This window comes from Nocardia sp. FBN12, from assembly GCF_050320175.1.
Classification (GTDB): Bacteria; Actinomycetota; Actinomycetes; order Mycobacteriales; family Mycobacteriaceae; genus Nocardia.
In genome coordinates, this window is the sequence record NZ_CP190048.1 from 6,476,387 (window position 1) to 6,502,156 (window position 25,770).

The 25,770-nt window shown below is 68.2% G+C and carries 26 protein-coding genes; 15 read left to right on the plus strand and 11 right to left on the minus strand.

The window, feature by feature from the left end; genetic code table 11:
- The first annotated feature begins 347 nt into the window (after nucleotides 1-347).
- Nucleotides 348-626: a DUF4190 domain-containing protein gene (locus ACQHI0_RS30525; protein WP_427905189.1), complete on the plus strand. Its 279-nt coding sequence runs from the start codon at nucleotides 348-350 to the stop codon at nucleotides 624-626.
- Between the two features lie 2 nt (nucleotides 627-628).
- Here ACQHI0_RS30525 and ACQHI0_RS30530 read toward each other — a convergent pair whose 3' ends face one another.
- The 7 genes from ACQHI0_RS30530 to kstR all read right to left on the minus strand — a co-directional run bounded on the left by ACQHI0_RS30530 (nucleotide 629) and on the right by kstR (nucleotide 8,907).
- Nucleotides 629-1,420, minus strand: a complete 792-nt coding sequence (locus ACQHI0_RS30530) for an enoyl-CoA hydratase/isomerase family protein (RefSeq protein WP_427905190.1) — start codon at nucleotides 1,418-1,420, stop codon at nucleotides 629-631.
- Between the two features lie 14 nt (nucleotides 1,421-1,434).
- On the minus strand, nucleotides 1,435-2,610 hold the full coding sequence (locus ACQHI0_RS30535; RefSeq protein WP_427905191.1) for an acyl-CoA dehydrogenase family protein: 1,176 nt from the start codon (nucleotides 2,608-2,610) through the stop codon (nucleotides 1,435-1,437).
- 22 nt (nucleotides 2,611-2,632) lie between these two features.
- Entirely contained in the window at nucleotides 2,633-3,499 is an 867-nt protein-coding gene (locus ACQHI0_RS30540) for a metal ABC transporter permease (RefSeq protein WP_427905192.1), read from the minus strand.
- Nucleotides 3,499-4,347 (minus strand): metal ABC transporter ATP-binding protein, encoded by an 849-nt coding sequence (locus ACQHI0_RS30545; protein ID WP_427905193.1) that lies wholly within the window; start codon nucleotides 4,345-4,347, stop codon nucleotides 3,499-3,501. The genes ACQHI0_RS30540 and ACQHI0_RS30545 overlap by 1 nt, the downstream gene beginning before the upstream one ends.
- 8 nt (nucleotides 4,348-4,355) lie before the next feature.
- A complete protein-coding gene (locus ACQHI0_RS30550; protein ID WP_427905194.1) occupies nucleotides 4,356-5,240 on the minus strand; it encodes a metal ABC transporter solute-binding protein, Zn/Mn family in 885 nt (294 codons plus the stop codon).
- A 134-nt stretch (nucleotides 5,241-5,374) separates the two neighbouring features.
- Entirely contained in the window at nucleotides 5,375-7,945 is a 2,571-nt protein-coding gene (otsB, locus tag ACQHI0_RS30555; RefSeq protein ID WP_427905195.1) for a trehalose-phosphatase, read from the minus strand.
- A 344-nt stretch (nucleotides 7,946-8,289) separates the two neighbouring features.
- Nucleotides 8,290-8,907, minus strand: a complete 618-nt coding sequence (kstR, locus tag ACQHI0_RS30560) for a cholesterol catabolism transcriptional regulator KstR (RefSeq protein WP_379220016.1) — start codon at nucleotides 8,905-8,907, stop codon at nucleotides 8,290-8,292.
- Between the two features lie 148 nt (nucleotides 8,908-9,055).
- Between kstR and ACQHI0_RS30565 the strand changes: the two genes are divergently transcribed.
- The 7 genes from ACQHI0_RS30565 (at nucleotide 9,056) to ACQHI0_RS30595 (ending at nucleotide 16,557) form a co-directional block, all read left to right on the plus strand.
- Nucleotides 9,056-11,179, plus strand: a complete 2,124-nt coding sequence (locus tag ACQHI0_RS30565; RefSeq protein WP_427905196.1) for an acyl-CoA dehydrogenase — start codon at nucleotides 9,056-9,058, stop codon at nucleotides 11,177-11,179.
- A gap of 4 nt (nucleotides 11,180-11,183) precedes the next feature.
- Entirely contained in the window at nucleotides 11,184-12,263 is a 1,080-nt protein-coding gene (locus ACQHI0_RS30570) for an acyl-CoA dehydrogenase family protein (protein WP_427905197.1), read from the plus strand.
- Nucleotides 12,248-13,411: an acyl-CoA dehydrogenase family protein gene (locus tag ACQHI0_RS30575; RefSeq protein ID WP_427905198.1), complete on the plus strand. Its 1,164-nt coding sequence runs from the start codon at nucleotides 12,248-12,250 to the stop codon at nucleotides 13,409-13,411. The genes ACQHI0_RS30570 and ACQHI0_RS30575 overlap by 16 nt, the downstream gene beginning before the upstream one ends.
- A gap of 14 nt (nucleotides 13,412-13,425) precedes the next feature.
- Nucleotides 13,426-14,385 carry a bifunctional MaoC family dehydratase N-terminal/OB-fold nucleic acid binding domain-containing protein gene (locus ACQHI0_RS30580; RefSeq protein WP_427905199.1) on the plus strand — a complete coding sequence of 320 codons (960 nt, stop codon included), beginning with the start codon at nucleotides 13,426-13,428 and terminating at the stop codon, nucleotides 14,383-14,385.
- Nucleotides 14,386-14,405: 20 nt separating this feature from the next.
- On the plus strand, nucleotides 14,406-14,828 hold the full coding sequence (locus ACQHI0_RS30585) for a MaoC family dehydratase (protein WP_427905200.1): 423 nt from the start codon (nucleotides 14,406-14,408) through the stop codon (nucleotides 14,826-14,828).
- Nucleotides 14,825-16,024, plus strand: a complete 1,200-nt coding sequence (locus ACQHI0_RS30590) for a lipid-transfer protein (protein WP_427905201.1) — start codon at nucleotides 14,825-14,827, stop codon at nucleotides 16,022-16,024. The genes ACQHI0_RS30585 and ACQHI0_RS30590 overlap by 4 nt, the downstream gene beginning before the upstream one ends.
- A gap of 95 nt (nucleotides 16,025-16,119) precedes the next feature.
- Nucleotides 16,120-16,557: an NUDIX hydrolase gene (locus ACQHI0_RS30595; RefSeq protein WP_427905202.1), complete on the plus strand. Its 438-nt coding sequence runs from the start codon at nucleotides 16,120-16,122 to the stop codon at nucleotides 16,555-16,557.
- Here the strand turns inward: ACQHI0_RS30595 and ACQHI0_RS30600 are convergent.
- Nucleotides 16,530-17,132: a TetR/AcrR family transcriptional regulator gene (locus tag ACQHI0_RS30600; protein ID WP_427905203.1), complete on the minus strand. Its 603-nt coding sequence runs from the start codon at nucleotides 17,130-17,132 to the stop codon at nucleotides 16,530-16,532. The two genes, ACQHI0_RS30595 and ACQHI0_RS30600, sit on opposite strands and share 28 nt — an antisense overlap.
- Before the next feature lie 66 nt (nucleotides 17,133-17,198).
- Between ACQHI0_RS30600 and zapE the strand changes: the two genes are divergently transcribed.
- The 6 genes from zapE to ACQHI0_RS30630 all read left to right on the plus strand — a co-directional run bounded on the left by zapE (nucleotide 17,199) and on the right by ACQHI0_RS30630 (nucleotide 22,557).
- Nucleotides 17,199-18,227 carry a cell division protein ZapE gene (gene zapE, locus ACQHI0_RS30605; RefSeq protein WP_427905204.1) on the plus strand — a complete coding sequence of 343 codons (1,029 nt, stop codon included), beginning with the start codon at nucleotides 17,199-17,201 and terminating at the stop codon, nucleotides 18,225-18,227.
- Nucleotides 18,228-18,365: 138 nt separating this feature from the next.
- The gene (locus ACQHI0_RS30610) at nucleotides 18,366-19,295 is read left to right on the plus strand and encodes a DUF4129 domain-containing protein (RefSeq protein WP_427905205.1); all 930 of its coding nucleotides are present in this window, start codon (nucleotides 18,366-18,368) and stop codon (nucleotides 19,293-19,295) included.
- Nucleotides 19,296-19,365: 70 nt separating this feature from the next.
- Nucleotides 19,366-19,860 (plus strand): hypothetical protein, encoded by a 495-nt coding sequence (locus tag ACQHI0_RS30615; RefSeq protein WP_427905206.1) that lies wholly within the window; start codon nucleotides 19,366-19,368, stop codon nucleotides 19,858-19,860.
- A gap of 17 nt (nucleotides 19,861-19,877) precedes the next feature.
- Nucleotides 19,878-20,840, plus strand: a complete 963-nt coding sequence (locus tag ACQHI0_RS30620) for an AAA family ATPase (RefSeq protein ID WP_427905207.1) — start codon at nucleotides 19,878-19,880, stop codon at nucleotides 20,838-20,840.
- Entirely contained in the window at nucleotides 20,837-22,111 is a 1,275-nt protein-coding gene (locus tag ACQHI0_RS30625) for a DUF58 domain-containing protein (RefSeq protein WP_427905208.1), read from the plus strand. Before ACQHI0_RS30620 ends, ACQHI0_RS30625 begins: the two co-directional genes overlap by 4 nt.
- Nucleotides 22,108-22,557, plus strand: a complete 450-nt coding sequence (locus ACQHI0_RS30630; RefSeq protein WP_427905209.1) for a hypothetical protein — start codon at nucleotides 22,108-22,110, stop codon at nucleotides 22,555-22,557. Before ACQHI0_RS30625 ends, ACQHI0_RS30630 begins: the two co-directional genes overlap by 4 nt.
- 8 nt (nucleotides 22,558-22,565) lie before the next feature.
- On the opposite strand, the gene ACQHI0_RS30635 is transcribed toward ACQHI0_RS30630, so the two are convergent.
- Together ACQHI0_RS30635 and ACQHI0_RS30640 are read right to left on the minus strand one after the other, a co-directional pair.
- A complete protein-coding gene (locus ACQHI0_RS30635; protein WP_427909358.1) occupies nucleotides 22,566-23,393 on the minus strand; it encodes a GNAT family N-acetyltransferase in 828 nt (275 codons plus the stop codon).
- 62 nt (nucleotides 23,394-23,455) lie between these two features.
- Nucleotides 23,456-23,803: a winged helix-turn-helix transcriptional regulator gene (locus ACQHI0_RS30640; RefSeq protein ID WP_427905210.1), complete on the minus strand. Its 348-nt coding sequence runs from the start codon at nucleotides 23,801-23,803 to the stop codon at nucleotides 23,456-23,458.
- Nucleotides 23,804-23,874: 71 nt separating this feature from the next.
- Between ACQHI0_RS30640 and ACQHI0_RS30645 the strand changes: the two genes are divergently transcribed.
- Nucleotides 23,875-24,633, plus strand: coding sequence for an SDR family oxidoreductase (locus tag ACQHI0_RS30645; RefSeq protein ID WP_427905211.1), 759 nt, complete (start codon nucleotides 23,875-23,877; stop codon nucleotides 24,631-24,633).
- A 70-nt stretch (nucleotides 24,634-24,703) separates the two neighbouring features.
- Here the strand turns inward: ACQHI0_RS30645 and dmpG are convergent, their stop codons facing one another.
- Nucleotides 24,704-25,759 carry a 4-hydroxy-2-oxovalerate aldolase gene (dmpG, locus tag ACQHI0_RS30650; RefSeq protein WP_427905212.1) on the minus strand — a complete coding sequence of 352 codons (1,056 nt, stop codon included), beginning with the start codon at nucleotides 25,757-25,759 and terminating at the stop codon, nucleotides 24,704-24,706.
- Nucleotides 25,760-25,770: the final 11 nt, after the last annotated feature.

Genomic DNA, 25,770 nt, shown 5'->3' on the forward strand with positions numbered 1-25,770 from the left:
TGGGTTTTGTGGGTTGTGGAAGACGGGGACGGGCTGGGGTGCACTGTGTGGTTTGGAGTGCGGTGGGTGGGTTTGGTGGGGTGGAAGACGGGGACTGGCTGTGTGCGCGGTGGGGTTGGAGTTTGGTGGGAGGGTTGTGCAGGACGGGGACGGGTTGGGGTGCGCGGTGTGGTCGGGAGTGTGGTGGGTGGGTTGGGGAGGGTTGTGGAAGACGGGGACAGGCGGGGGTGCGCGATGTGGTTGGGAGGGCGGTAGTGGTGCGGGCTTCGGGGGAAGTGGTGGATTGGGGCAGGCGGGTGGATGCGTAGTTCGGGTCAGCGGCGCTCCGGCACAGTAGGATTCGTCGGGTGGCGATTCCGAATCAGCCGATCGGTGAGACGGTCGAGCACCCGCAGGCCAACCTGATCCTTGTGCTCGGGCTGCTCAGCCCGTTCTGCTGTGGGATCTTCGGGCCGGTCGCGTGGGTGCTCGGCAAGCGCGCGCTCAACGACATCGATGCGTCCTACGGTGCGCTCAGCGGCCGCTCACAGGTGATGATCGGGTACATCGCCGGCATCTTCGGCACCATCTGCATGCTGTTGTTCGCGCTGCTGTATCTGGCCGGTTCCTGCAACGGGAACTTCTGAGTTCAGTCCAGGCTCGGGCGGTCCCAGGCCGGCCACTCGCCGCTGACGCTGCCGGTCCAGTTCGGCGGGCGACGTTCTTTGAACGCCACCATGGCCTCGCCACCGTCGACGCTCTTGGCTACCTGTGCGTTGAGCTCGGATTCGAGCTGCCCGACCACGGCGGGCGTCATGCCGAGGCTCTCCCAGATCAGCCGCTTGGTCAGCGCGACCGGCAGGGGAGCGGTCCCGGTGGCGATGTCGTCGGCCACCGCCATCGCGGTCATCAGCACCTCGTCGGCGGGCAGCGCGGCATTGGCAAGCCCGAGTGATTTGGCTTCGTCACCGTCGAAGGTGCGTCCGGTGAGCATGATGTCGGCGGCGTTGGCGAGCCCGGCCAATCGCGGCACCGTCCAGTGCGCGAACCCGTCGGCGAGCACCCCGCGACGCACCTGGTTCAGCCCGTAGACCGCGTCGCGAGCGAAATACCGCAGGTCACACTGCAGCGCCAGCGCCAGCCCGATACCGACGGCGTGCCCGTTCACCGCGGCGATGACGGGCTTACGGACCTGCCAGGGCGGCGGATCGAGGGTCGCGCTCACGTCGCCACCGCGCGCGGCCAGGTCCGCGCCCGCGCAGAAGGCCGGTGGGGTGCCGGTGATGACGACGGCGCGAATCGCGTCCTCGGTATCGCAGCGGCGTAGTGCCGCGCTCAGCTCGGCCGCCATGGTCGGGGTGACGGCGTTCTGCTTGGCAGGTCGGTGCAACGTCAGCACGGCGACGCCACCTTCGACATCGACGAGCAATTCCGAACTCATGGGATCGAATCGTACTAGCGACCGGCCAGCAAGTGTCTGCCGATCGCGTACTTGTGCACTTCTGTCGGCCCGTCGTAAAGACGGAACGCGCGCATATCCCGGAACAACATCTCCACGACCGTCTCGTCGCTGATCCCGATTCCGCCGAGCACCTGCACGCACCGATCGGTGACCTTGAACAGTTCCTCGGACACATACGACTTCGCCATCGACGACTCGTGCCTGGCCTGCTGCCCCTGATCCATCAGCCAGCAGGCGTGCCAGATCGTCAGCCTGCACTGGTGCAGCGCCACCTCGTTGTCGGCGAGCATGAACGACACGCCCTCGTGTTCGCCGATCGGCTTGCCGAAGGCGGTGCGGGTGCGCGCGTAGTCCAGGGCGATGGACTGCGCGCGGGCCGCCGCGCCGAGCCAGCGCATGCAGTGCGTGAGCCGCGCGGGCGCGAGCCGCAATTGCGCGTACCGCAGGGCTTGTCCGGTGCGGCCGAGTACGGCCGTCGGCGGCAGCGTGAGATTCTCGAACCGCACCACCGCGTGCCCGCCGACGTAGTTGCGGTCCATCGTGTTCATGATCCGTTCGATCACGATGCCCGGCGCGTCACCCTCGGTGAGAAACAGGGTCGGTCCCGCCGGTAGATGGGGGTTCTCGGCGAGCAGGGCTATGATGATCCAGGTCTTGGCGCCGTCGGCGCCGGTGATCAGCCATTTGAGACCGTTGATCACGAAGTTCTCGCCGTCGAACACCGCCTCGGTGCTGAGCTGTCCGGGATCCGAACCGGCCCCACCGGGTTCGGTCATCGCGAAGACCGAGCGCTGCTCGCCCCGGATCACCGGCATCAGGTACTGGTCGATCTGCTCCGGATCGGCGACCTTGTTGAGCAGGAACATGTTCCCCTCGTCGGGCGCGGCGCAGTTCATCGCGACGGGCCCGAGCGTCGACCACCCCGCCGCCTCGTACACCAGCGCCTGCTCGACATGGCTGAGGCCGAGCCCGCCGTATTCCACCGGCGCCTGCACGGTCAGTAGCTTCTCGGCGCGGGCCAGCTCCACGAGCTCGCCCCGCAAATCGTCGGTCGGGCCGTGCGCGGTGAGCCGGGGATCACGCTCGAACGGCACGATCTGCTCGACGACGAAGTTCCGGACACGGTCACGAAGGGCAGCGAGATCGTCCGGCACAGAGAAATCGATCATGAACCGATTGTGTTCTATCGGTTCAGCGCGCGTGGGCGAGTTGCCGATTGCGATGGCCGACGACCCGGCAGACCAGGTAGATGCTGAACGAGATCGTGGTGACGAAGGTCGACACCGGCACGCCGGGCGCCAGCGACAGCAGCAGCCCACCCACCGCGGCGACCTCGGCGAAGATCACCGACAGCACGGTCGCCCGCATCGGACTCGAGGTCACCTGCGCGGCCGCCGCGGCAGGCGTGATCAGCAACGCGAGCACCAGCAGCGCGCCGACGATCTGCACGCCGAACGCGGCGGTGATCCCGAGCAGCACCGCGAACACCACCGACAATGCCCGCACCGGCACCCCGCGCGCGATCGCGACCTCGGGATCGGAACTGGCGAACAGCAGCGGCCGATACACCACCGCCAGCACGGCCAGCACGGCAGCGGTACAGGTGACCAGCAGCGCGAGCCCGTCGTAACCGACCCCGGCGACCTGCCCGGTGAGCAGTGAGAACTTCGACCCGGCCCGCTCCGGCGCGAGCCACAGGAACAACACCGACAACCCGAGCCCGAACGACAACACCACCGCGATCACCGAATCGCGTTCGCGCGCACGAGAACCCAGCCAGCCGAACAGCACGGCCGCGACCACCGAACCGGCGATCGCCCCGAATCCGACCCCGACCCCGACGAGTAGCGCCGCCGACGCTCCGGTCAGCGACAGCTCACTTGTCCCGTGCACCGCGAACGACATCTGCCTGGCGACGATCAGCGGCCCGATCAACCCGGCCAGCAAACCAAGCAGCGCACTCGCCAACAGCGCCTGCTGCACGAAGTCATAACTGAGCAGGTTCGCGGTGGTACCGAAGTCGAACATCTGCTGGAACACCTTGGTGAGCTTGTCCATCAGGCGGTACCGCCCAGCGCGTCCATGTCGTCACCGGTGCCGACGACCACCAGCCGCCCGCGAACCCGCAGCACCTCGACCTCGGTGCCGTACAACTCCGACAGCGTTTCCGAGGTCATCACCTCATCGGGCGTCCCGATCCGGAAGCCACCGTCGACGAGATACAGCACCCGATCCACCAGCGGCAGAATCGGATTGATCTCGTGGGTCACGAACAGCACCGCCGTGTCGTGCTCGCGTCGACGCTTGTCGACCAGCTCGGCGACCAGCCGCTGATTCGCCATGTCCAGGCTGAGCAGCGGTTCGTCACACAGCAGTACCGACGGATCGCCGACCAGGGCCTGCGCGACCCGCAACCGCTGCTGCTCACCGCCGGACATCGTCTCCAGCGACGCGTGCGCGAACGACCCGGCACCCACCGCGGCGATGGCCCGCTCGACCTTCTCGGCCCGGCTGCGCCGACCACGCCACCCGAGCCCCCACCGATGTCCGTCCACGCCGAGCCCGACCAGATCGACCCCGCGCAGTTGCACACCGGCGTCGATGGTCTTCTGCTGCGGGATGTAGCCGATGCCCGGATTGCCGACCCCGGCCCGCCGCCCGGCGATCTCCGCGCTACCCGAGTTCAGGTCGAGGGTGCCGAGCAGAGCGCGCAGCAGGGAGGTCTTGCCCGAGCCGTTGGGCCCGAGGACGGCGATGAATTCGCCCGGCCGCACGTCGAGGTCGAGGCCACTCCAGAGGGTGCGGTCACCGAAAGACATGGTGGCCCCGCGCAGGCGGATCGCCGCGTCGACGGCATCAGCCTTCGGCGCGGCGGTGGTTTCCGACAGTGCGGTTGCCTCGGTCATGGACGTCCTCAGCGCAGGGCCGCGGCGAGTGCCTTGGCGTTGGCGGTCTGCCACTGGATGTAATCCACACCGGCGGGCAGCGTTTCGGTGACCTCGACCACGGCGATGCCGGCCGACTGCGCGGCGGCCCGCAGGTCCTGGGTGATCTTGTCCTCGGTCTGGGTGTTGTAGATCAGCGCCTTCACCTGCTTGCCGGTGATCAGGTCGCGGGTGGCGGCGACGGCGGCCGGGGCAGGGTCGGTCTCCTGCTCGATCGCTTCCTGGAATTCGTGCGGGGTCTTGTCCTGCGCGGTCGCGGCGACGAGCAGGTAGTGCGCGAGCGGCTCGGACTGGGCGACCGGCGCGTTCGGCGTCTGGGTGGCGATGGTGCCGGTGATGGTGCTGACGCCGATCAGCTGATTCTTGAAGGCGACCGCGCGCTCGGTGTAGGCGCTCGCGTGCGCGGCGTCGACCTGGCCGAGCTCGGCGGCGATCTGGTCAGCGACGGCCGCGACGGTGGTCACGTCGTACCAGACGTGCTCGTTCTCGTCGCTCTTGTCCGCGCGCTGCTCGAAAGCCTCGACAGTCCGCTTGTCCTTGCCCGCGATGGCCTTCTCGATGAACTCGTCGTAGTGCCCACCGTTGAACACCACCAGATCCGCGTCGCTGATCTTGGCGGTGTCGGTGGCCGAGGTCTCGAACGAGTGCGGGTCGGCGGCGGGATCGCTGATGATCGAGCTGACCTGCGCGTCCGGCCCGGCGACGGCGGTCGCGATGGACCCCCACACGTTGGTGGAGGCGACGATCTGCGGGGTATCGGAATCGGTGTCGCTGGTGCCGCAGGCGCTGAGGACGACCGCGGCCGTCACTCCTGCCGTGATACCGGCAAACAAGCGGGCGAATCGAGGGTTCACGCGGCACTCCTGGCAAGCAAGCTCTAGATCGTAATGGAAATCGTTACCGTTTTAGATTAGCAGCATCGAATACCCAGGACGAACCGCATCGAAAAGCCGGGCTCGAAAATCGAACCCGGCTTTGTCGAGCGTTGTCACACCATCGCGTTGACCGGCTGGCTCAGTAGTTGGGCACAACGCAGCAAACCGAGGTGGCTGTAAGCCTGGGGATGATTACCCAGAGAACGCTCCGCGACCGGGTCGTATTCCTCGCTGAGCAGACCGGTGGGCCCGGCCGCCGCGACGAGCTGAGCGAACAGGGCCTCGGCATCCGAGCGCCTGCCGATCAGCAGGTACGCCTCGACCAGCCAGGCGGCACACAGGTGGAAGCCACCTTCGCCGCCGGGCAGGCCGTCGTCGTGGTGGTAGCGGTACACCGTCGCACCACTGCGCAGTTCGGCCTCGGTGGCCACCACCGTCGCGGCGAAGCGCGGGTCGGCGGGGTCGATCAGGCCGCTGAGGCCGATGTGCAGGGTGGCCGCGTCCAGATCGGTGCCGTCGTAGGCGGCGGTGTAGGACTGGACCTCGTCGTTCCAGCCCTTCGCCTTCACCTCGTCGGCGATCGTGTCGCGCAGGATCACCCAGTCGGGATCGGCGGCGCGATCGAAACGTTGCGCCAGGGTCAGGGCGCGGTCGATGGTGAGCCAGCCCATCACCTTCGAGTACACGTGGTGGCGCGGATTGCCGCGGATCTCCCAGATGCCGTGATCGGGCTCGGTCCAGCGACGCTGCACCGCCGACACCATCGCGTGCACCAATTCCCAGTCGGCATCCGGCAGGGCCTTGGCGGGCGAGATGATGCCCTGACGCTCGCGCTCGTGCGCCATCGAGGTGATCAGGTCGACGATCGGCCCGAACACGTCGAGCTGGACCTGCATATTGGCCGCGTTGCCCACCCGCACCGGCCGCGACCCGGCATAACCGGGCAGCACGTCGATCACGGCTTCGGGCGGCAGCGTCTCGCCGTAGATCGTGTACAGGGGGTGCAGCCGCTCGGGCCCCGGCAGGGTGTCGAGCACCTTGTGCACCCAGCCGAGGAACTCCTCGGCCTCGGTCAGTGAGCCGAGGGTCACCAGCGCCTGCGCGGTGAGCGACGCGTCACGCAGCCAGCAGTAGCGGTAGTCCCAGTTGCGCACGCCGCCGATGTCCTCGGGCAGCGAGGTGGTCGCCGCGGCCAGGATCGACCCCGACGGCCGGTGCACCAGCCCGCGCAGCGTCAGCGCGGAACGCTTCATCAGATCCGGCTTGAGCGGCGGCAACAGCAACCCGGCCGCCCACTGCGCCCAGTACTGCTCGGCGAGCTGGCGGCGCTGCGGTTCCGGTGTCATCGACGGCGCGAGATCAGCCGTACCGCACCGCAATTCGAGGATCACGGGCGCGGTCGACGGATCGACCACCGCGCGCGCCTGCTGATTGGTTCCGTCGGACAGGATCTCCCATTCGACACCGGGGGAGCGCAGCACCATCGGATCGTTGGTGCCGCTGACGACGATTCCGTTGCGCACGGCTTCCATCCGCACCGGCACCTGCCCGAACTCCGGCTGCGGCGCGAAGGTGACAACGGCTTTCGCCGCGCCGGAGATCACCCTGGTCAGGTCGGTCCGGTTGGGCGCCACGTCGTGGGGCAGGTAGTCGGCCACTTGCAAACTGGCCCACCGTGTTTCGACCGTCATCGTGCCGTCGACATAGCGCTGCGACAGCGGCAGGCTCGGTCGCTCCGGTGCCACCGTGAAATGCCCGGCCGCCGCGCCGCCGAGCAGGTGCGCGAACACCGCCGCCGAATCGGGCTCGGGATGGCAGAACCAGGTGACGGTCGCGTCAGGGGTGAGCAGCGCGACCGAGCGCGGGCTGGCCAGCATGCTCAACCGCTCGATCCGTGGCGCGCTCGCCCCGGCCAGCCAGGTGCGCCGCTCCTCGACCAGGAACGCCAGCGCGCGCGCCACGTCCTCGGTGGAGTCCACGTGCAGCTTGGCGATGCTCTCGCCCTCGCCGACCTTGATGCCGACGTCGGGTCCGGAGAGCACCCGGAACGCCTTCTCGTCGGTCACGTCGTCGCCGAAGAATACTGCGGCAGAAGCGCTTTCCTGATGACGGATGGTGTCGAGCGCGGTGCCCTTGTCGGTCGGGATCACCGCGAGCTCGATCACCGCCTTGCCTTCGGTCACCTGCACGCCCACCCAGCACGCCGGGCCTTGACGCGCGGAAGTCAGTGCGCGCCTGCCGATCTCGGGGCTGGCATTGCGCACGTGCAGTGCGGCGCTGGCCGGCTTCATCTCGACGGTCACGCCCGGGTTCTCGGCGGCGATCTTCGAGAACGCGGAATTGATCTCTGTCAGTAGCTGTTTGGCGTCGTTGTCGATCGCGTGCACGAAGCCGACGTCGAACTCGGAGCCGTGGCTGCCGATCAGTTGCACCTCGACCGGCAGGCGCGAGAGCGCGGCCAGATCGCGTAGTGCCCGACCGGAAATCACCGCGGCCGTAGTGTTCGCCAGCCCCGCCAGCGCGCGTAACGCGCTCACCGATTCCCGCTGGGGAAAGGCTTTCGCCGGGTCGGACACGATCGGGGCGATAGTCCCGTCGTAGTCCGAGGCAACCAGTAGCCGCGGCACGCGCGCAACCGACGCCAGTGCACGGCGGACATCCAAGGGCAGTTCCTGTGCGCTCACGCATCCAACCTAGTGATGGGAGGAGTTGATCAGGGGGCGCGAAAAACAATACTGCGTCAATTTTGCCGCGCGAGCGGCGCGGCGGGTTGTGCGCACGACCCCCGGTCGTTTGCTCGCGACTTTACGGCAAATTACGGACCGTTGGTCCACCACCGCACCCCGGATCCGTCGAGCTCACCGGGAGGATGCGCGGGTCGGCGAGGCGCGCGGGGCCGGTAGATGCACTGTTTCGCATATGCGACGTCGGCTATGCATCTTCCTACTGGAAGACGCACAGCCGACGGGTGTCTACCGCGATGGGCGATTTGTGATGTTGCGGTGGTGAGATTTGCCGGGTTGCTACGTTATCCGCGATCGCCCAGCAACAGGTCGACGGTGAGCTCGAGTCGTTCCGTGACATCGGTCGCCGAGGCGCGCCGGGTGAGCCACGCCACCAGGTTCGACAGCCACACATCGGAGATGACGCGGGCGATGGCGAGCTGGCGATCGTCGGGCTCGCCGTCGCTCATCGCGCGGGCGAAGACCCGGTCCATCACCTTGCCGACTCGATCCACCTCCGCGGCGGCCGAGGCGTCGGCGAACATGAACGCGCGCGTCATCGCCTCGGTGAGCAGGGGGTCGCGCTGCATCATCCGGGTGATCTGGGTGAGCAGCACGTGCATGCGCTCGGACGGACCGTCGCCGTCGGGTAGTGGCTTGCGCTTGCCCTCGAACATCTCGAATTCCCTGGCCAGCGCCGAAACGAGCAGGTGCACCTTGGACGGGAAATAGCGATACAGGGTGCCGACTGCCACATCGGCGCGCTCGGCGACCGCCCGCATCTGCACGGCGTCGTAGCCGCCCTTGGAGGCCAGCGCGAGGGTGGCGTCGAGGATGCGCTTGCGCCGGTCGCGTTGCGCGCTGGAGCTGAGCTCGTCCTCGGACAGCGTCGTCACGGTGGGCGTTGGTGCGGGACTGTCCATCGTGGAAACCCTTTCGCGTCAGTGGCAATTCATCGGCCGAGCCGAAGCCCGGAGCCTACTGCGAGTGTAGGTGTCTTGACTTATACCCGGCTCAGATATTAGAACATGTTCTAGGAGTGGGAACCACGCCGGAAGGGCGGATCTTCTTGTGACCATCGCCACCACTGACGAGCACAAAGCCGTCGCGGCATCGCTGCGAGGCTGGGCGAGCACGGTCGCGCCGATTGAAACAATGCGCGCCGGCGGCTCGGCCGCTTGGCGCGAGTACTGGACCGGGCTGAGCGAGTTCGGGCTGTTCGAGGTCGCGCTGCCCGAGGACAATGGCGGGCTCGGCGGTACGGTCACCGACCTCGCCGTGATGCTCGAGCAAACCGGCGACGACCTGGTCGGTGGTCCGGTACTGGCCACCGCGCTGGCCGGGCTGATCGCCGAGGGCGCGCTCGGCGAGGGCGCGCCGTGTGCGCTCGCGATGCCCGGCGACGAGCAGGCGGCCAAGGCTGTCGCCACCGATGCGGGCTGGAGTGTCACCGGCACTTGGGATTTCGTCTACGGCGCCGATGCGCAGACGCAGGTCCTGGTGCCGGCGAACACCATCGAGGGGGTCCGCTGGCTGCTGATTCCCGCTGCGGCAGTGGAGATCACGCCGTTGGCGCACGGTGATCACACCGTGCCGCTGGCGCGGGTGAACGCCACCGACGTGGCTGTCCCCGCTGAGCACGGCTTCGCGCCAGCGGCCGATGTCACCGATCTCTTCGTGGCGCTCGCCGTCGCCGAACTGGCCGGTGTGGCCGGCTGGACGCTGCGCACGGCCGTCGAATACGCCCGTGTCCGTGAGCAATTCGGCAAACCGATCGGCAGCTTCCAGGCGATCAAGCACCTGTGCGCCTGGATGCTGTGCCGCACCGAACTCATCCGGGCGGTCGCCGCCGACGCGGCCGCCGCGATCGACGAGGGCGGCGACGAGCTGCCCATCGCCGCCGCCGTCGCCGCATCGGTGGCGCTCGACGCGGCGGTCGACAATGCCAAGGATGCCATCCAGGTCCTCGGCGGCATCGGCTTCACCTGGGAACACGACGCGCACTTCTACCTGCGCCGGGCGAGCTCGCTGCGCCAGCTCCTCGGCGGTTCGGCGCGCTGGCGGGCCAGGGTCGCCGAGCTCACCAGGGACGGTCAGCGTCGCACCACCGGCGCCGAACGGGTGCTCGGTGACGCTGCCGTCGATACCGCACTGGCCGACGAGATCGCCGGAATCGCCGCCCTCGAACCCGCTGACCAGGCACGTGCGCTGGTGGAGGCGGGCATGGTGATGCCGCACTGGCCGCGCCCCTACGGCCGCGCCGCCGACCCGATGACCTGCCTGCAGATCGCCGAACAACTGCGCCGCGCCGAGCTGGCGACCCCCGACCTCGCCGTCGCGGGCTGGGCCGTGCCGACGCTGCTGCGTTTCGGCACCGAGGAGCAGATCGAACGCTTCGTCTGGCCGACCCTGCACGGTGAGGTCATCTGGTGCCAGTTGTTCAGCGAGCCCGGCGCCGGCTCCGATCTCGCCGCGCTGCGCACCACCGCCGAGAAGGTCGACGGCGGCTGGGTGCTGCGTGGCCAGAAGGTGTGGACCTCGCTCGGGTCAACCGCGAACTGGGGTATCTGCCTGGCCCGCACCGATCCGTCGGCGGCCAAGCATCGCGGGATCAGCTACTTCCTCGTCGATATGCGCGCCGCGGGCGTGCAGGTGCGCCCGCTCGTGCAGATCACCGGCGAGGAGAAGTTCAGCGAGGTCTTCCTCGATGACGTGTTCGTGGCCGACGATTGCCTGGTCGGCGCGCTGAACAACGGCTGGAAGATCGCGCGCACCACGTTGTCGGCCGAGCGGGTCGCGATGGGCGGCGGCGGCATCGGTGGCGCGCTCGAGGCCCTGCTCGACCGTTTCCCGGTCGGTGGATGGGGAACAGAACTGCGTGAGGACCGTTTCGGCGCGCTGATCACTTCTTCGGTTGCTGGATCATTGCTGGAACAGCGAATCGCGGTGGCGACGATGGCAGGCGTCGACGCGGGCGCCCAAGCCGGCGTCCGTAAACTGGTCGGGGTCCGGCATCGGCAGGAGCTGGCGGAATACGCGCTGGAACTTGTCGGCCAAGAAGGCTCTCTGGACAGCGATGCTCTGAAAGAATTCCTGCTTACCCGGTGTCTCTCGATTGCGGGCGGTACCGAGCAGATCCTGTTGACCGTGGCCGCCGAACGGATTCTCGGCCTGCCGCGCGATGCGGACAGTTAGCTCGATGAGGGAGGACGCCGTGGATTTCACCCGCGACGAAAGCGCCGACGCCGTAGCCGAGGTGGTGGTAAGCCTGCTCGAACGTGAGCCGGCCAGGGACATGGCCCTGTGGCCGAGCCTGGTCGACTCCGGTCTGCTGGCGGTACCGGTACCGGAGCGATTCGGTGGCGACGGAATGGGACTGCTCGAGGTGTCGGCCATGCTCATGGAGCTGGCCACCGATGCCGCCGCGGTGCCCGCACTACCGACCTTCGGGTTCGGTGTGTTGCCACTGCTGGGCGTGCTGTCCGACGAGGTGGCCGAGCGCGTACTCGCCGAGGTCGGCAAGGGCACCGTGCTCACCGCCGCGCTCAACGAGCAGGGCGCGCCGTTCACCACCGCGCCGACCACCAAGGCGGTGCGCGACGGCGACACGGTGCGGATCACCGGCCGCAAGACCGGCGTGATCTACGCGTCGGAGGCGCGGTGGATTCTGGTACCCACCGATGCCGGTGTGGCACTGGTGGATTCGGTCGCGCCGGGGCTGGAGATCATTCCGGTGGCCGGTTCGGCGGGCATCCCGGAGGCGACGCTGGTCCTCGACGACGTCGAGATCCCGGCCGACCAGCTGCTGCCCGACGCGCTGCCCGTGCTGCACCGCCACGCCCTGGCGAGCATCGGCGCGGTCGCCGACGGTCTGCTCAAGGGCGCGATCACGCTCACCGCCGAGCACGTGCGTACCAGAGAACAGTTCGGCAGGCCGCTGGCCGAATTCCAGGCCGTGGCTCAGCAGATCGCCGATCTGTACGTCGTCTCGCGCACCCTGCACGTGGCCGCGGAGTCGGCGTGCTGGGCGCTGGCGCAGACCGATTCGTCGCCCGAGCACCAGCACCGGGTCGACGAGGATCTCGAGGTGCTCGCCTACTGGGCCGCCGCCGAAGTCCCGCGCGCCATGCAGAAATGTCATCACTTGCACGGTGGACTCGGTGTGGATATCACCCACCCGATGCACCGCTACTACTCGCAGGCCAAAGACCTCGCCCGGCTACTCGGCGGTGCGGGGCTGCGGCTCGACCTTCTGGGGGCAAGATGTTCATCGATCTGACCGCCGAACAGCGGCGGTTGCGCGAAGAATTGCGTTCCTATTTCGCCGATCTCATCAGCCCGGCCGAAGCCGCGGCGATGGCGGTGGACCGGCACGGCGACACCTACCGCGAGGTGGTGCGCCGGATGGGCCGCGACGGCTGGCTCGGTGTCGGCTGGCCCAAGGAATTCGGCGGCCAGGGTTTCGGCCCGATGGAACAGCAGATCTTCTTCAACGAGGCGGTCCGCGCGGATGTTCCGCTGCCGCTGGTCACCCTGCTCACCGTGGGGCCGACCTTGCAGAAGTACGGCACCGACGCGCAGAAGAAGAAGTTCCTGCCCGGCATCCTCTCCGGCGACATCCATTTCGCCATCGGCTACTCCGAGCCGTCGGCGGGCACCGACCTCGCCGCGCTGCGTACCACCGCGGTACGCGACAGCGACGGTGACTGGGTTGTCAACGGGCAGAAGATCTTCACCACCGGCGCCCACGAGGCCGACTACGTCTGGACGGCCTGCCGCACTGGCACGGTCGAGTCCCGCCACCGTGGCATCACGATCCTGATCGTGGACACCAAGGATCCCGGCTACTCCTGGACCCCGATCATCACCTGCGACGGCGCCCACCACACCAACGCCACGTACTTCGACGATGTGCGGGTGCCCGCGGACATGCTCGTCGGCGAGGAGAACCGCGGCTGGCGGTTGATCACCACCCAGCTCAACCACGAGCGTGTCAGCCTCGGCCCTTCGGGCAAGATCGAACAGCTCTACGACCGGCTGCGCGACTGGTCGGCGGAGCACGGCCTGCTCGGCGAGCCGGAAGTTCGTCGCGCGCTCGGCCGGGTGCGAACCATGGTGCGGCTCAACGAGTTGCTGAACTGGCAGGTTGCCGCCGCCGACACCGCCGCCGCGCAGAACGCGGTGATCGCCGATGCCTCGGCCACCAAGATCTTCTCCACCGAGTCGCTGCAGGAAGCGGGCCGCGTGGTCGAGGAGATCATCGGCCGCTACGGCGACGCGGCCGAGCCCGGCACCGCCGAGTTGCTCGGCTGGCTGGATCGGCGCACCAAGCAGAACCTCGTCGTCACCTTCGGCGGCGGCGTCAACGAGATCATGCGCGAACTGGTCGCCACCGCGGGCCTCGATCTGCCGCGCGTCCCCCGATGAACAAGGAGCGGCGCGTGCCGGACAGCATCACCCCCGAAGATATTCCGGAAGCACTGGCGAAATTGTCGGCGGCGGGCCAGTCCGCGCCGCGTGTCGGTCGTGACCCGGTGAACCAGCCGATGATCCACAACTGGGTCGAGGCGCTGGGTGACACCAACCCGATCTACGTCGACGCCGAAGCCGCGAGGGCGGCAGGCCATCCCGGCATCGTCGCTCCGCCCGCCATGGCGCAGGTGTGGACGATGAACGGTCTGCGCGGAGTGCGCACCGCCGACGACCCACTCGGCCTGGCGACCCAGTTGCTCGACGACGCCGGTTACACCTCCGTTGTCGGGACCAACTGTGAGCAGACCTACCACCGCTACCTGGTGCCAGGGGAGGAGGTGACGGTTTCCAGCAGGCTGTCGGAGTTCAAGGGCCCCAAGCGCACCGGACTCGGCGACGGCTGGTTCCTGACCTTCACCACCACCTGGTCGGTCGGCGACGAGGTCGTCACCGAAATGCTGTTCCGCATCCTGAAATTCGCGCCGGCTACCGCCGCTGCGACGGATGAGCAGGCTTCGGCATCGCCCAGTGTCGCGCCCGCCGGTCGCGTCAGCCCCGTCATCTCCCGCGATACCGAGTTCTTCTGGGCGGGAACCGAAGTCGGTGAACTGCGCATTCAGCGTCTGCCCGACGGCACGCTGCGCCACCCGCCCGTTCCCGCGCTGTGGCAGGACAAATCGGAGACCTCCGACTACGTGGTCGCCGCGGGCACCGGCACGGTGTTCAGCTTCGTCGTGCACCACGCGCCCAAGGTGCCCGGTCGCGATCTGCCCTTCGTGGTCGCCCTGGTCGAACTCGACGAGGGTGTGCGCATGCTCGGTGAACTGCGTGGCATCGACTCCGCCGATGTCGCTGTCGACCAGCCTGTCCGCGTCGCCTTCGAAAAGCTCCCCGACGGCACCGTGCTGCCGTACTGGCAGGCCGTGTGATGACCACAAAGGACGCACCGATGACTCCCACCGTCGAACTCGCCACCCTCGCGGTGGGAACCACCTTGCCGCCGTTGGTGATCCACGCCGACCCCACGTTCGTGATCAGCACGGCCCTGGCCACCAGGGACTTCCAGGACGTGCACCACGACCGCGACAAGGCTGTCGAGCGCGGGTCGAGCGACATCTTCGTCAACATCCTCACCGACACGGGTCTGGTGCAGCGCTTCGTCACCGACTGGGCGGGTCCACGCGCGCTGGTCAAGCGGATCGCCCTTCGCCTCGGCGTCCCGCTGTATTCCGGTGACACCCTGACTCTGTCGGGCACCGTCACCGAGATCGACGGTGACCAGGTCACCATCGACGTGCACGGCATGGACAGTCTCGGCGAACACATCACCGCCACGGCCGTCGTCGTCCTTCCCGATCTGGAGCCGAAATGAGCACCACCTCAGCCGAATCCGCTGACCGCACCGGCCTTTCCGGTCGCGCCGCCATCGTCGGCATCGGTGCCACCGACTTCTCCAAGGACTCCGGGCGCAGCGAATTGCGTTTGGCGGCAGAGGCTGTCAGCGCGGCGCTGGCCGACGCGGGTCTCACGCCCGCCGATGTCGACGGCCTCACCACCTTCACCATGGACACCAACACCCAGGCCGCGGTGGCAAGGGCGGTCGGCATTCCGAGCCTGAAGTTCTTCAGCCACATCGGTTATGGCGGTGGTGCTGCCTGCGCGACGGTGCAGCAGGCCGCGATGGCCGTGGCCACCGGGGTGGCCGATGTCGTGGTCGCCTACCGCGCGTTCAACGAACGTTCCGGTGCCCGATTCGGTCAGTTCTCGCCGGCGCTGGCCGCCGCCCCCACCTCCTCGGGGATCGACGCGGGCTGGGCCTACCCGCAGGGTCTCGGCACGCCCGCCGCGCAGGTCGCGATGGTGGCCCGCCGCTACATGCACGTCACCGGCGCGACCAGTGCCGATTTCGGCGCGGTGGCGGTGGCCGATCGCAAGCACGCCGCGGTGAACCCCAACGCCTTCTTCTACGGCAAGCCGATCACCCTGGAACAGCACCAGGATTCGCGCTGGATCGCCGAACCGCTACATCTGCTCGACTGCTGCCAGGAGTCCGACGGCGGCGTCGCCATCGTGGTCACGAGCGCCGAGCGCGCCCGCGATCTCCCGCAGCGTCCGGCGATCATCGCGGCCGCGGCCCAGGGCAGCGGCGCCGACCAGTATGTGATGACCAGCTACTACCGCGATGCCATGACGGGCCTGCCGGAAATGGGTCTGGTCGGCGACCAGCTCTGGGCGCAGAGCGGCCTGACCGCCGCCGACATGCAGGCCGCCATCCTCTACGACCACTTCACCCCGTTCGTCCTGATGCAGCTCGAGGAGCTCGGCTTCTGCGCTCGCGGCGAGGCGAAGGAGTTCATCGCCGACGGCGCCATCGAGCTCGGCGGCCGTCTCCCGCTCAACACCCACGGCGGCCAGCTGGGCGAGGCCTACATCCACGGCATGAACGGCATCGCCGAAGCGGTCCGCCAGATCCGCGGCACCTCGGTCAACCAGGTCGACGCCCTGGAACGCATCCTGGTCACCGCAGGCACCGGCGTCCCCACCTCCGGACTAGTCCTGACGTCGTAACCTCTCGCTTGTAGGGCAGCACGTTCGCGAGTAGTGCGGCGCTTGCCGGGTTGAGGAGTCGAACCGCTCGGCGCGCCTCTCGTACGCTTTACCGGGTGACTCCCCGCCATCTGGTCGACGTGCACATCTTGCTGATCCGCGGTGACCAGGTCCTGCTGAGCCTGCGTCGCAGCGGTGACGAGTTCGATCACCGTTGGCACCTGCCGTCGGGGAAGCTCGAAGGCGGGGAGTCGGTGGCGGGGGCCGCGGTTCGCGAAGCCGCGGAGGAGGTCGGGGTCGACATCGATCCGGCCGCCTTGCGTCTGTTCCACGTCGCTCATGTAACCGCCCCGGGTCGTGACTCCCGGCTCGGTCTGTTCTTCCGCGTCGAGGACTGGCGCGGTGAACCTTTCAATCGTGAACCCGACAAATGCTATGCACTGCAGTGGTTTCCGCTGACCGCGTTGCCCGCCGACCTGATCGAATACACCGCCCTGGGATTGGCTGCCCTGAATTCATCCGCACCCTATTCCGAATTGGGTTGGCCGGGTTGATAGTTACGCCCGCTCGTCAGGAACTCGGCCAACGGTCTGGCGAGCTGGTCGGCATCGCCCGCCGATCCGGCCCGTAGCCCGGCGAACCGATCGAAGACGAGTCCTTCCAGCAGCGCGAGCAAGTCGTGCGCCGACTCGCGGGGATCGGCGGCGCCGAGGGCGTCGAATAGTTCGGTGGCGCGGTCGAGGGAGAACAGGCTGCCTGCCAGGCGGGCGTGTGGCTCCGGGTCGGACAGGACCTCGATGATCAGCGCGTGCCGGGCGATCAGCTCGTTGCGGCGATGGGTGAGCAGGTGCTCGAGCCAACCGGCGATATCGTGAGCGACCTGCACAGGGTCTGGCGGTCGGCTGTCCGGTTCATCTTGCGCGGCAATGAAATCCGCGCGCGATCGAGCGGTGATCCCGTCCGCCACCGCCTCGATCAAAGCTTGCCGCGTACGGAAGTAATACGAGGTCGAACCCGGTGGCAATGCCAGCTGGGCGTCCAGCGCGCGGTGCGTGAGCGCGCGGATCCCGCGGGTCGCGATGAGGTCGACTGCGCCCGTCACGATCTGCGCTCGCCGGTCTGTGGACATCGTCACCTCTCCTGGCCGTCAGCTCCGCCGGTCCTCTACAACTGTAGAGGACGAAAGAAGGTTCGCATGAAACCCGGCACCGTGGTGCTCGACCCCGCACAACAGGCGGCTCTGAACGCGCTCGCAGCACTTGTCCCGGTCGACCGGCACGTCGGACGCGGGCGGCGCGGCGGCAAGCGGGCGGGTCGCTCCGGTATCTATCTGCACGGACGCCCAGGTCGCGGCAAGACCATGGTGATGGATCGCTTCTTCGCCACGGTCGACACAAACCGCAAGCGCCGCTTCCACTTCCACAGCTTCTTCGCGGCCCTGCACACCAACGCCCACACCCTCGGCTCGATCGAACGCGCCATCGACGAGCTCCTCGGCGACGCCGACCTGATCTGCTTCGACGAATTCCACGTCACCGACATCGGCGACGCCATGCTGATCGCCCGCCTGCTCGACGCCCTCTTCGCCGACCACCGCACCCTCGTCGTCACCTCGAACTACCGCCCCGAGGACCTCCTGCCCAACCCCCTGTTCCACGACCACTTCCTGCCCTCCATCGAGCAGATCCTGGCCAACCAGAACGTCGTCACGCTCGACGGGCCGCTCGACTACCGCACCCGCACCACACGCCGTGACAGCGGCTTCCTCGCAGGCTGTTACGTGCTCACAGCGGCGTTTCCCCGCCCTCGCATCGGCGGCGAGCCTGCCGGATTCGGCGACGTCGGGCGGCCCGCTGTCGACGTGCCTCTCGGCAACGGCCGCACCCTCCGCGCCCACATCGCCGACGACACCATCACCGTCGACTTCCACGACATCTGCGCCGCCCCCACCAGTGCCTCCGACTACCTCCGACTCACCGAGCGCTACCGCCACTTGACCCTGCGCCAGGTCCCGCCACTGCGCGAGGTCCCACCCGACTGGTCCATGCGTCTGGTGAACCTCGTGGACGTCCTCTACGACGCCGATCTCCCGTTCACCATCCACGCCACCGAGCCCGCACACGACCTGACAGCGGGCGTCCCGGCGATCCCCGATCTGGCTCGCACCGCCAGCCGCCTCGGTGAGTTGCCATTAACTGGCGCGGTGAACGTTCGCACTGCTTAGCAAGCCCTTGATCCCGGGGGGACAATAAGAGGGGAGAGGTCCAAAAGCATCGATTTCCTCTCGAGCGGACCACTCGGCATGTAACTATGTGGCTGTTTTGTGCAGTCTCTGGGGTTTGGTGGTACAGCTGTGATCGGGGTGAATCAGCCCATAACGCGGGCGATTGTCGTGATCGCACTGGTCGTCGCTTCGACGATCGCGTTGCAGGGCACGCTGCCCGGCTCCGGCGAGACTTCGACCGGAGCCCCTTCCCCACTGCTCATCGCCGTGATGCCGGTATTGCTGCTGGTCTCGATCGTCATCCTGGTCGCGGGCGTGATCGCCAGCCAGCATCGGCTGCCCCTTGCGATGCCGGAGGCCGAGCGCGACGCGCTGCCGCGCATCCAGTGGCGCCGGCTCGCACTGCTGGTTCCGATCGCCGTCGCCGCGGTCGCGCTGATCTTCGCCGGTGGCGTCACCGCGCTGTTCCTGCTGCCCGGCGCCCGCCCGATGAGTCCCGCCTCCGAGACACTGACCGAGGGTTCGGGCCCGGTCCCCACCACCGATACCCATGCCGCCGACCCGACGACCGGGCCGACGGAACTCACCGGTACCGCCCTGGTGATCGCCGCGGTCCTGGCCATCGTGCTGATCGTGGTCGCGCTGCTCGGCCTGATCGTCGTCGCGGTGGCCGCGCGCCGCGAACCGGCCTCCGCCGTGCCCGTCGAGGACGAGCCGTCTCCCAGCGAAGTCGATTCCCTCACGCGCGCAGCCGAAATGGGCCTCGCCGCGATGAACGCCCCTGGCCAGGACCCGCGCACCGCCATCATCGCCTGCTATGTGGCGATGGAGCGCGGCCTGTCCAGCGACCGCGCCGCCCGCCCGCTCGCCTCGGACACCCCGATGGAAGTACTCGCGCGAGCGTTCGAAAGTGGTGTGCTGCACGATGCTTCGGCCCGCGAGCTGGTCGCGCTGTTCGAGGAGGCGCGGTTCAGCCCGCACTCGATGCTCGAATGGCAGCGCATGCGCGCCGAACAACTGCTCCGCATCGTGCTCACCGATCTGCAGCATCGGTTGGTGACGGCATGAGCGGTCAGCGCCCGGAGGCGGCAGCTCGCGTCACCACGCAGGGCGCCCGAGCATGCCAGGAGGGCGCAGCGTGAGTCGGACTTCGGTGATTGTCACGGCCGTGCTCGCGGTCGCTGTGATCGAAGTGGCGTTGGTGCGGCTGGATCGTGACTCGGTGCTGCTCGCGGTCGCCGTTCCGGTGGCCGTGGCGCTCGCGATGCTGGTCTGGTCGCTGCGCCACCGGGTGATTCGCGAGGAACCGCTCACCGAATACATCGACAACGGACCGGCGGAGATGCTCGGTCGCTGGCACGCGCGCGCCGAGATGCTCACCGCCCGCGCCGACGGCACCCGCGCCGACTGGGACCGCCACCTGCGTCCCTTGCTCGCCAAAGAGTTCGAATTGTCCACCGGGTTGAGGGTTTCCAAGAATCGCCGGGCCACCGAGGCCGCCGGTCAGCTGCAGTTCGGTCCCGAACTGTGGCGCTGGGTGGATCCGGCGAACTCCGCGCTGCGCGATCAGATCGGTCGCGCACCGGGTAGAGAGGCGCTGGATGAGATCCTGCGCCGTTTGCAGACGATGTGAGGGGTTAGAGGCCACCGATGACAATGCCGTTGAACGTGACCGTCCAGCGCTCCGATGCCGTGCTGCGCGAACTGGGCCGGGTCGTGGTCGGCAAGCGAGATGAGATGCAGCTCATCATGATTGCCGTGCTGGCCGGCGGGCACGTCCTCATCGAGGACCTGCCAGGTCTCGGAAAGACCCTGATCGCACGGTCTTTCGCGGCCGCGCTCGGACTCGACTTCACCCGCGTGCAGTTCACGCCCGATCTACTGCCCGCCGACCTGCTCGGGTCGACGATCTATGACATGGCGTCGGGCCGGTTCAACTTCCGGCGCGGTCCGGTGTTCACCAATGTGCTGCTCGCCGACGAGATCAACCGCACTCCGCCCAAGACCCAGGCCGCGCTGCTGGAGGCGATGGCCGAGGGTCAGGTGAGCATCGACGGTGAAACCTTCCTGCTCCCACAGCCGTTCGTGGTGCTGGCCACCGACAACCCGATCGAGTACGAGGGCACCTACCCGCTGCCGGAGGCGCAACTCGACCGCTTCGCCATTCAGCTGCGCCTCGGCTACCTCTCCGAGGCCGACGAGACGCAGATGATCCGGCGCAGGCTCGAACGTGGTTCCACCGCACCGCAGGTCGGCCAGGTGGTCGACGCGCAGGGGCTGTTGGAAATGCGTCAGTCGGTCGAATTCGTCACCGTGCATCCCGATGTGGTGAGTTACGTCGTCGCCCTGGCCTCGGCCACCCGCAGTCATCCGCAGGTGGAAGTCGGTGCCAGCCCGCGTGCCGAACTCGACCTCGTGCAGATGTCGCGGGCGAGGGCGCTGCTGCTCGGCCGCGACTACGTGATCCCCGAAGACGTGAAAGCGCTCGCGGTAGCGGCGATGTCGCATCGCATCACCCTGCGCCCCGAGATGTGGGTGCGCCGGATCCGCGGCGAAGACGTCATCACCGAACTACTCCGCCGGCTACCGGTGCCCCGCGCCACAAGCACATGAAGCATCGCGACGAATCCAGAACGGTCGAGGTCGACCTCCGGTGGCGGCCCGCGCCGCTGGTGTTCATCCTGGCCGGCTGCGCGGCAGCGGCGCTGGTCGTCGCGGTGCTGCTCGGACAGTGGCAGCTGGTCGTCTTCGCCGCCCCGATGCTCGGTGTGCTCGCCACCGCGCCGTGGCAGCAGGCGCCGACCAGAGTGCAGGTCGACGGCAGCGGCACCGTTCGCTGTTTCGAGAACGAGGTGATCGGTTGCAGCGCTGTCGCTTTCGTGGAGAGCGGGCACGCGCTGCTGCGGATGACGGCCATGCCGATGCCGGGCCTGGAGATCGAGGTCGAGGAATCCCATGATTCCGGCGGTGCCCCCGCTGGCATGCGGCTCGGGCTCTCGGCCACCCGCTGGGGACGTTATCCGGTGCAGGTCAAGGTCTCGGCGCTGAGCCCGGCCGGTCTCGCGGTCGCGACCACCGAGCTGCCCGCCGCCAAGCTCTACGTCTATCCCATCGCCGACCCACAGCGAATGCGCTTGCCGCGCACCGAACTTCCCGATCGCATCGGCACCCACCTGACCCGCAGGCACGGCCCCGGCGTCGAATACGCCGATATCCGCGCCTACGCGCCGGGCGACCAGTTGCGCACCGTCAACTGGCCGGTGAGCGCACGGCGCGGCAGGCTCTACGTCACCCAGCGCTTCACCAACCGCTCCGCCGACGTGGTCGTCATGGTCGACACCTCCCAGCAGGCGCCCGGCCCGGCCAGCGCGTCACTGGAACTCTCGGTGCGCGGCGCGGCCCAGGTGGTGCAGTCGACCCTGCAATCCGGCGACCGCACCGCTGTGGTCTGCCTCGGCGAATCGCCCCGCTGGCTGCGCCCCGATATCGGCCGCAGGCAGTTCTATCGCATCGTCGACACCGTCCTCGGCGTCGGTGACGAACACGTCGAGACCACCGGCACCCTCGCACCGCACGCCGCCGTCCCGATCGGCGCGATCGTGGTCGCCTTCTCCACTCTGCTCGACACCCAGTTCGCGCTGTCCCTGATCGACCTGCGCAAACGCGGCCACGTGGTGGTCGCGGTCGACGTCTTGCGCGGCACACCCTTCGAGGACGGCCTCGACCCGACCATGGCCAAGATGTGGCAGCTCGAACGCGCCTCGATGTACCGCGACATGGGCACCGTCGGCGTCGACATCATCGCCTGGCCCGAAGGCACCCGCCTCGACCAGGCCATGCGCCTGCTGCCCGAACACCGCCGAGCCGTCCGGGTGCGCCGATGACCAGATTCCTCGCCCTGCTGGCCGGTCTGCTCCTGGTTGCCGCGGTCGCACTGATCAACCCCATCGCCGGGGTGGCGTCGCTGGCCCTTGTCATCGCGAGCTGGTGGTGGCGCCCCGCCTCGGTCGGCGCCGTCCTGATCGCCATCGCCGCCCTGGCACTCGCCGATGTCGGCGTCATAGCCTCAGCGGCAACAGGTTTGGTGGCCACCACCTACTTGCTGAACGCCGCCGTCCTGCACGCCCCCGAAGGCGTAGTGCCCACCACCATCCCCTCGGTCGGCGGCGCGGTCCTGTTCACCATCGCCGCCGCCACCGCCGCGATGGTCCCCGTCCAGCTGATCTGGGCGCCGCTGGCCGCCCCCATTCTCATCGTCGCGATCTACGCGCTCCTGGTCAGCGGCCTCTCGGCCAAAGGCCCCACCGTCGAAGAGATCCGCATCGAGTAGGACTCGCCTCAGGCGGGATCCTTGACCAGCACCGCGCGGGTGTAGAGCAGGGTGAAGCCCTGGGACTGGGCGTTGCGCTGGGACTTCGAGCCTGGCTCGGTGGTGATGACCGCGAGGTCGCAGTCGGTCGCGGATGCCGCGCTGAGGCGGGCGGCGAGGAGCGCTGTCTGGACACCCTTTCGGCGGTGTTGCGGCCGGGTAGCCGCCCCGCCGAGCACGGCGATGCCGTCGATCACCCGGAGGGTGGCACCGCCCGCGGGCTCGCCTGCGCGGTAGGCCACGTAGCGGTGGGAGCTGCCGGTCGGGGTCAGGTCCCGGATCGCAATGGCGAGGATGTCGCGCGGGAAATCTTCGTGAGCGGGGAGACCGTCACCGTCAGGGTGGGCGAAGCCCTCGACGACGATATCGAGCCAGGTGTCGAACCCGCCCTCGTCGTCGCGGCGTACGTCGACCGACGTCGGAATCGGCCAGGTACGTCCCCGCGGACGCAGGCCGAGCACGTTCTCGAACGACATCAATCGGTACCCGCGCGCGGTCAGGTCTGCCCCGATCCGCGGGTCGGCGAGATGTGCCAACTCCACCTGAACGGGCGCTCCCACCTCGGCATAGGCCGCTTCGACCGCCGCCCACTGCGCGGTCGAAGGCACTGCGCCGAACCCCACTCCCGCCACCTTGTTCATGGGCGAGTTCGGCCCCGCGAAACACGCTGCGCCACCGGCGATCTCTCGCGCGAACCCAGGCCCGCCGGCTCGATCGAGTCCCGCGCGCACGCCGCTGACGATGACGCCGGTCTCCATCCGCTCGATCCGCGCGGCCATCTCGGAATCACAGAACAACGCTGCGGAATCTTCGCTCATGCGTCAGTTATATCGCCACTGTCCAGCGAGTTTCGGAGACCTCAGCGCTCCGGCCGCCAGGGGATCCGGCCGTTGCCGTCGCCGGTGGGTGACCGGTTCTCGGACCAGTCCCACAGGGGCTGGAGGGATTCGGCGAGCAGGGCGCCCTCGGTGGTGAGTTCGTAGGCCCCGCGTTGGCCGTTCTTGCGGATCAGTGCCGCGGACTGGAGTTGCTGGAGCCGGTCCGAGAGCATGCTCGACGAGCAGTTGCCCATGCGTCGGCGCAGGTCGAGGAAGCCGAGCGGGCCGGGCTCGAGTTCCCAGATGACGCGCAGCATCCAGCGTTGGCCGAGTAGGTCGATCGCGGCCAGGATCGCTGGTGGTGGCTCGTCGCCGGTTGCGCTTCTCATTCAGAAGCACGATAGTTGCTTCTGAATGAGAAGCGTTATGACCGGTCGGGGATGTGACGAGGAGATCGACGATGGATTCGACAACGCGGCGGATCGTGCTGGTGACCGGCGCCTCGCGGGGGATCGGGGCGGAGGCGGCCGCGCAGTTCGGGGCGGCGGGAGCGCATGTCGTCGTGAACTTCCGGGAGAAGCGCAAGCGGGCAGAGGATGTCGCCGGCGCGATCGTGGCGGCGGGTGGGAGTGCCTCGGTGCTCGGTGCCGATGTCTGCGATCCGGCGGCTGTCGAGTCGATGGTCGAGGAGATCGGCCGGACATTCGGTCGGCTGGATACCTTGGTGCTCAACGCTTCCGGCGGGCTCGAACGGGATGCCGATCCCGGGTACGCGCTCCGGCTCAACCGGGACGCGCAGGTGAACCTGGCGACGGCGCTGCTGCCGCTGATCGCCCAGGGTGGCCGGATCGTGTTCGTGACCAGCCATCAGGCGCACTTCATCCACGAGAACGGCGACGTGCCAGCGGGTTACACGCCGATAGCGCGGAGCAAGCGGGCCGGCGAGGACGCGCTACGAGCGCTGATGCCCGAATTCCGGGAGCGCGGAATCGGTTTCACGGTGGTGTCCGGCGACATGATCGACGGGACGATCATCGTCCGCCTGCTGGAACGGCGCGACCCCGGCAGCGTCGAGTCCCGCCGCGCGGCGGGCCCTCTGCCGACGGTCGAGGATTTCGCGCGGGTGATCGTTCGGGCAGGCACCGAATCGGGCGCCGACGGCCACACGTACTACGTCGGCGGCGACGACTACCTCGCCGCCGGTGCGCTCACGAGGTGACCACGATGTGGGCCCGGCACGCCGAACGGCGTGACCCGGGTGCCGGGTCACGCCGTCAGGAGGGTCCGCTTCAGGCCGAGGCGGTGACCGAAGCTTCGCGCTGGAGTTCCAGGGCGATGTCGATGAGCTGGTCTTCCTGGCCGCCGACGAGCTTGCGCTTGCCTGCGCGGACGAGCATTTCGGCGGCGGAGACGCCGTAGCGTTCGGCCTGGCGTTCGGCATGGCGCAGGAAGCTGGAGTAGACGCCCGCGTAGCCCATCATCAGGGCTTGGCGGTCGAGCAGGCATTCCGACGGCATGGCCGGGCGGACGACGTCCTCGGCGGCGTCGGTGACGGCGAAGAAGTCGACGCCGGTCTTGATACCGAGCTTGTCGCAGACGCCGATGAAGGCTTCGACCGGCAGATTGCCCGCGCCCGCGCCGAAACGGCGAGCCGAGCCGTCGATCTGGGTGGCGCCCGCGCGCACGGCGTAGACCGAGTTCGCCACGGCGAGGCCGAGGTTCTCGTGGCCATGGAAGCCGACCTGGGCGTCGTCGCCGAGTTCGGAGACCAGGGCGGAGACACGGTCGGAGACCTGCTCGAGAACGAGCGCGCCCGCGGAATCGACGACGTAGACGCACTGGCAGCCCGCGTCGGCCATGATGCGGGCCTGCTTGGCCAGGTTCTCCGGGGTGGTGGAGTGGGCCATCATGAGGAAGCCGACGGTCTCGAGGCCGAGTTCGCGCGCGAGACCGAAGTGCTGGATCGAGACATCCGCCTCGGTGCAGTGGGTGGCGATACGGCAGATGGACGCGCCGTTGTCCTGGGAGACCTTGATGTCTTCCTTCACGCCGACGCCCGGCAGCATGAGGAAGGCGATCTTGGCCTGCTTGGCGGACTCGGCGGCGGCCTTGATCAGCTCCTGCTCAGGGGTTTTCGAGAAACCGTAGTTGAACGAGGAACCACCGAGACCGTCACCGTGTGTCACCTCGATCACCGGGACGCCCGAACCATCAAGGGCGGCAACGATATCGCGCACCTCGGCCACGGTGAACTGGTGACGCTTGTGATGCGAGCCGTCGCGCAGCGAGGTGTCGGTGACCCGCACATCGAGTTCGCCCGAGAAGGGCTTGAGGATATTGCTCATGGTCGAAACTC

What these genes read in the sequence shown, in the direction of transcription:
- ACQHI0_RS30530 (WP_427905190.1), bottom strand. Translation starts at nt 1,420, where the DNA reads ATGAGTTCGGAATTGCTCGTCGATGTCGAAGGTGGCGTCGCCGTGCTG.
- ACQHI0_RS30535 (WP_427905191.1), bottom strand. Translation starts at nt 2,610, where the DNA reads ATGATCGATTTCTCTGTGCCGGACGATCTCGCTGCCCTTCGTGACCGT.
- ACQHI0_RS30540 (WP_427905192.1), bottom strand. Translation starts at nt 3,499, where the DNA reads ATGGACAAGCTCACCAAGGTGTTCCAGCAGATGTTCGACTTCGGTACC.
- ACQHI0_RS30545 (WP_427905193.1), bottom strand. Translation starts at nt 4,347, where the DNA reads ATGACCGAGGCAACCGCACTGTCGGAAACCACCGCCGCGCCGAAGGCT.
- kstR (WP_379220016.1), bottom strand. Translation starts at nt 8,907, where the DNA reads ATGGACAGTCCCGCACCAACGCCCACCGTGACGACGCTGTCCGAGGAC.
- ACQHI0_RS30570 (WP_427905197.1), top strand. Translation starts at nt 11,184, where the DNA reads ATGAGGGAGGACGCCGTGGATTTCACCCGCGACGAAAGCGCCGACGCC.
- ACQHI0_RS30575 (WP_427905198.1), top strand. Translation starts at nt 12,248, where the DNA reads ATGTTCATCGATCTGACCGCCGAACAGCGGCGGTTGCGCGAAGAATTG.
- ACQHI0_RS30585 (WP_427905200.1), top strand. Translation starts at nt 14,406, where the DNA reads ATGACTCCCACCGTCGAACTCGCCACCCTCGCGGTGGGAACCACCTTG.
- ACQHI0_RS30590 (WP_427905201.1), top strand. Translation starts at nt 14,825, where the DNA reads ATGAGCACCACCTCAGCCGAATCCGCTGACCGCACCGGCCTTTCCGGT.
- ACQHI0_RS30600 (WP_427905203.1), bottom strand. Translation starts at nt 17,132, where the DNA reads ATGTCCACAGACCGGCGAGCGCAGATCGTGACGGGCGCAGTCGACCTC.
- zapE (WP_427905204.1), top strand. Translation starts at nt 17,199, where the DNA reads ATGAAACCCGGCACCGTGGTGCTCGACCCCGCACAACAGGCGGCTCTG.
- ACQHI0_RS30620 (WP_427905207.1), top strand. Translation starts at nt 19,878, where the DNA reads ATGACAATGCCGTTGAACGTGACCGTCCAGCGCTCCGATGCCGTGCTG.
- ACQHI0_RS30625 (WP_427905208.1), top strand. Translation starts at nt 20,837, where the DNA reads ATGAAGCATCGCGACGAATCCAGAACGGTCGAGGTCGACCTCCGGTGG.
- ACQHI0_RS30630 (WP_427905209.1), top strand. Translation starts at nt 22,108, where the DNA reads ATGACCAGATTCCTCGCCCTGCTGGCCGGTCTGCTCCTGGTTGCCGCG.
- ACQHI0_RS30640 (WP_427905210.1), bottom strand. Translation starts at nt 23,803, where the DNA reads ATGAGAAGCGCAACCGGCGACGAGCCACCACCAGCGATCCTGGCCGCG.
- ACQHI0_RS30645 (WP_427905211.1), top strand. Translation starts at nt 23,875, where the DNA reads ATGGATTCGACAACGCGGCGGATCGTGCTGGTGACCGGCGCCTCGCGG.
- dmpG (WP_427905212.1), bottom strand. Translation starts at nt 25,759, where the DNA reads ATGAGCAATATCCTCAAGCCCTTCTCGGGCGAACTCGATGTGCGGGTC.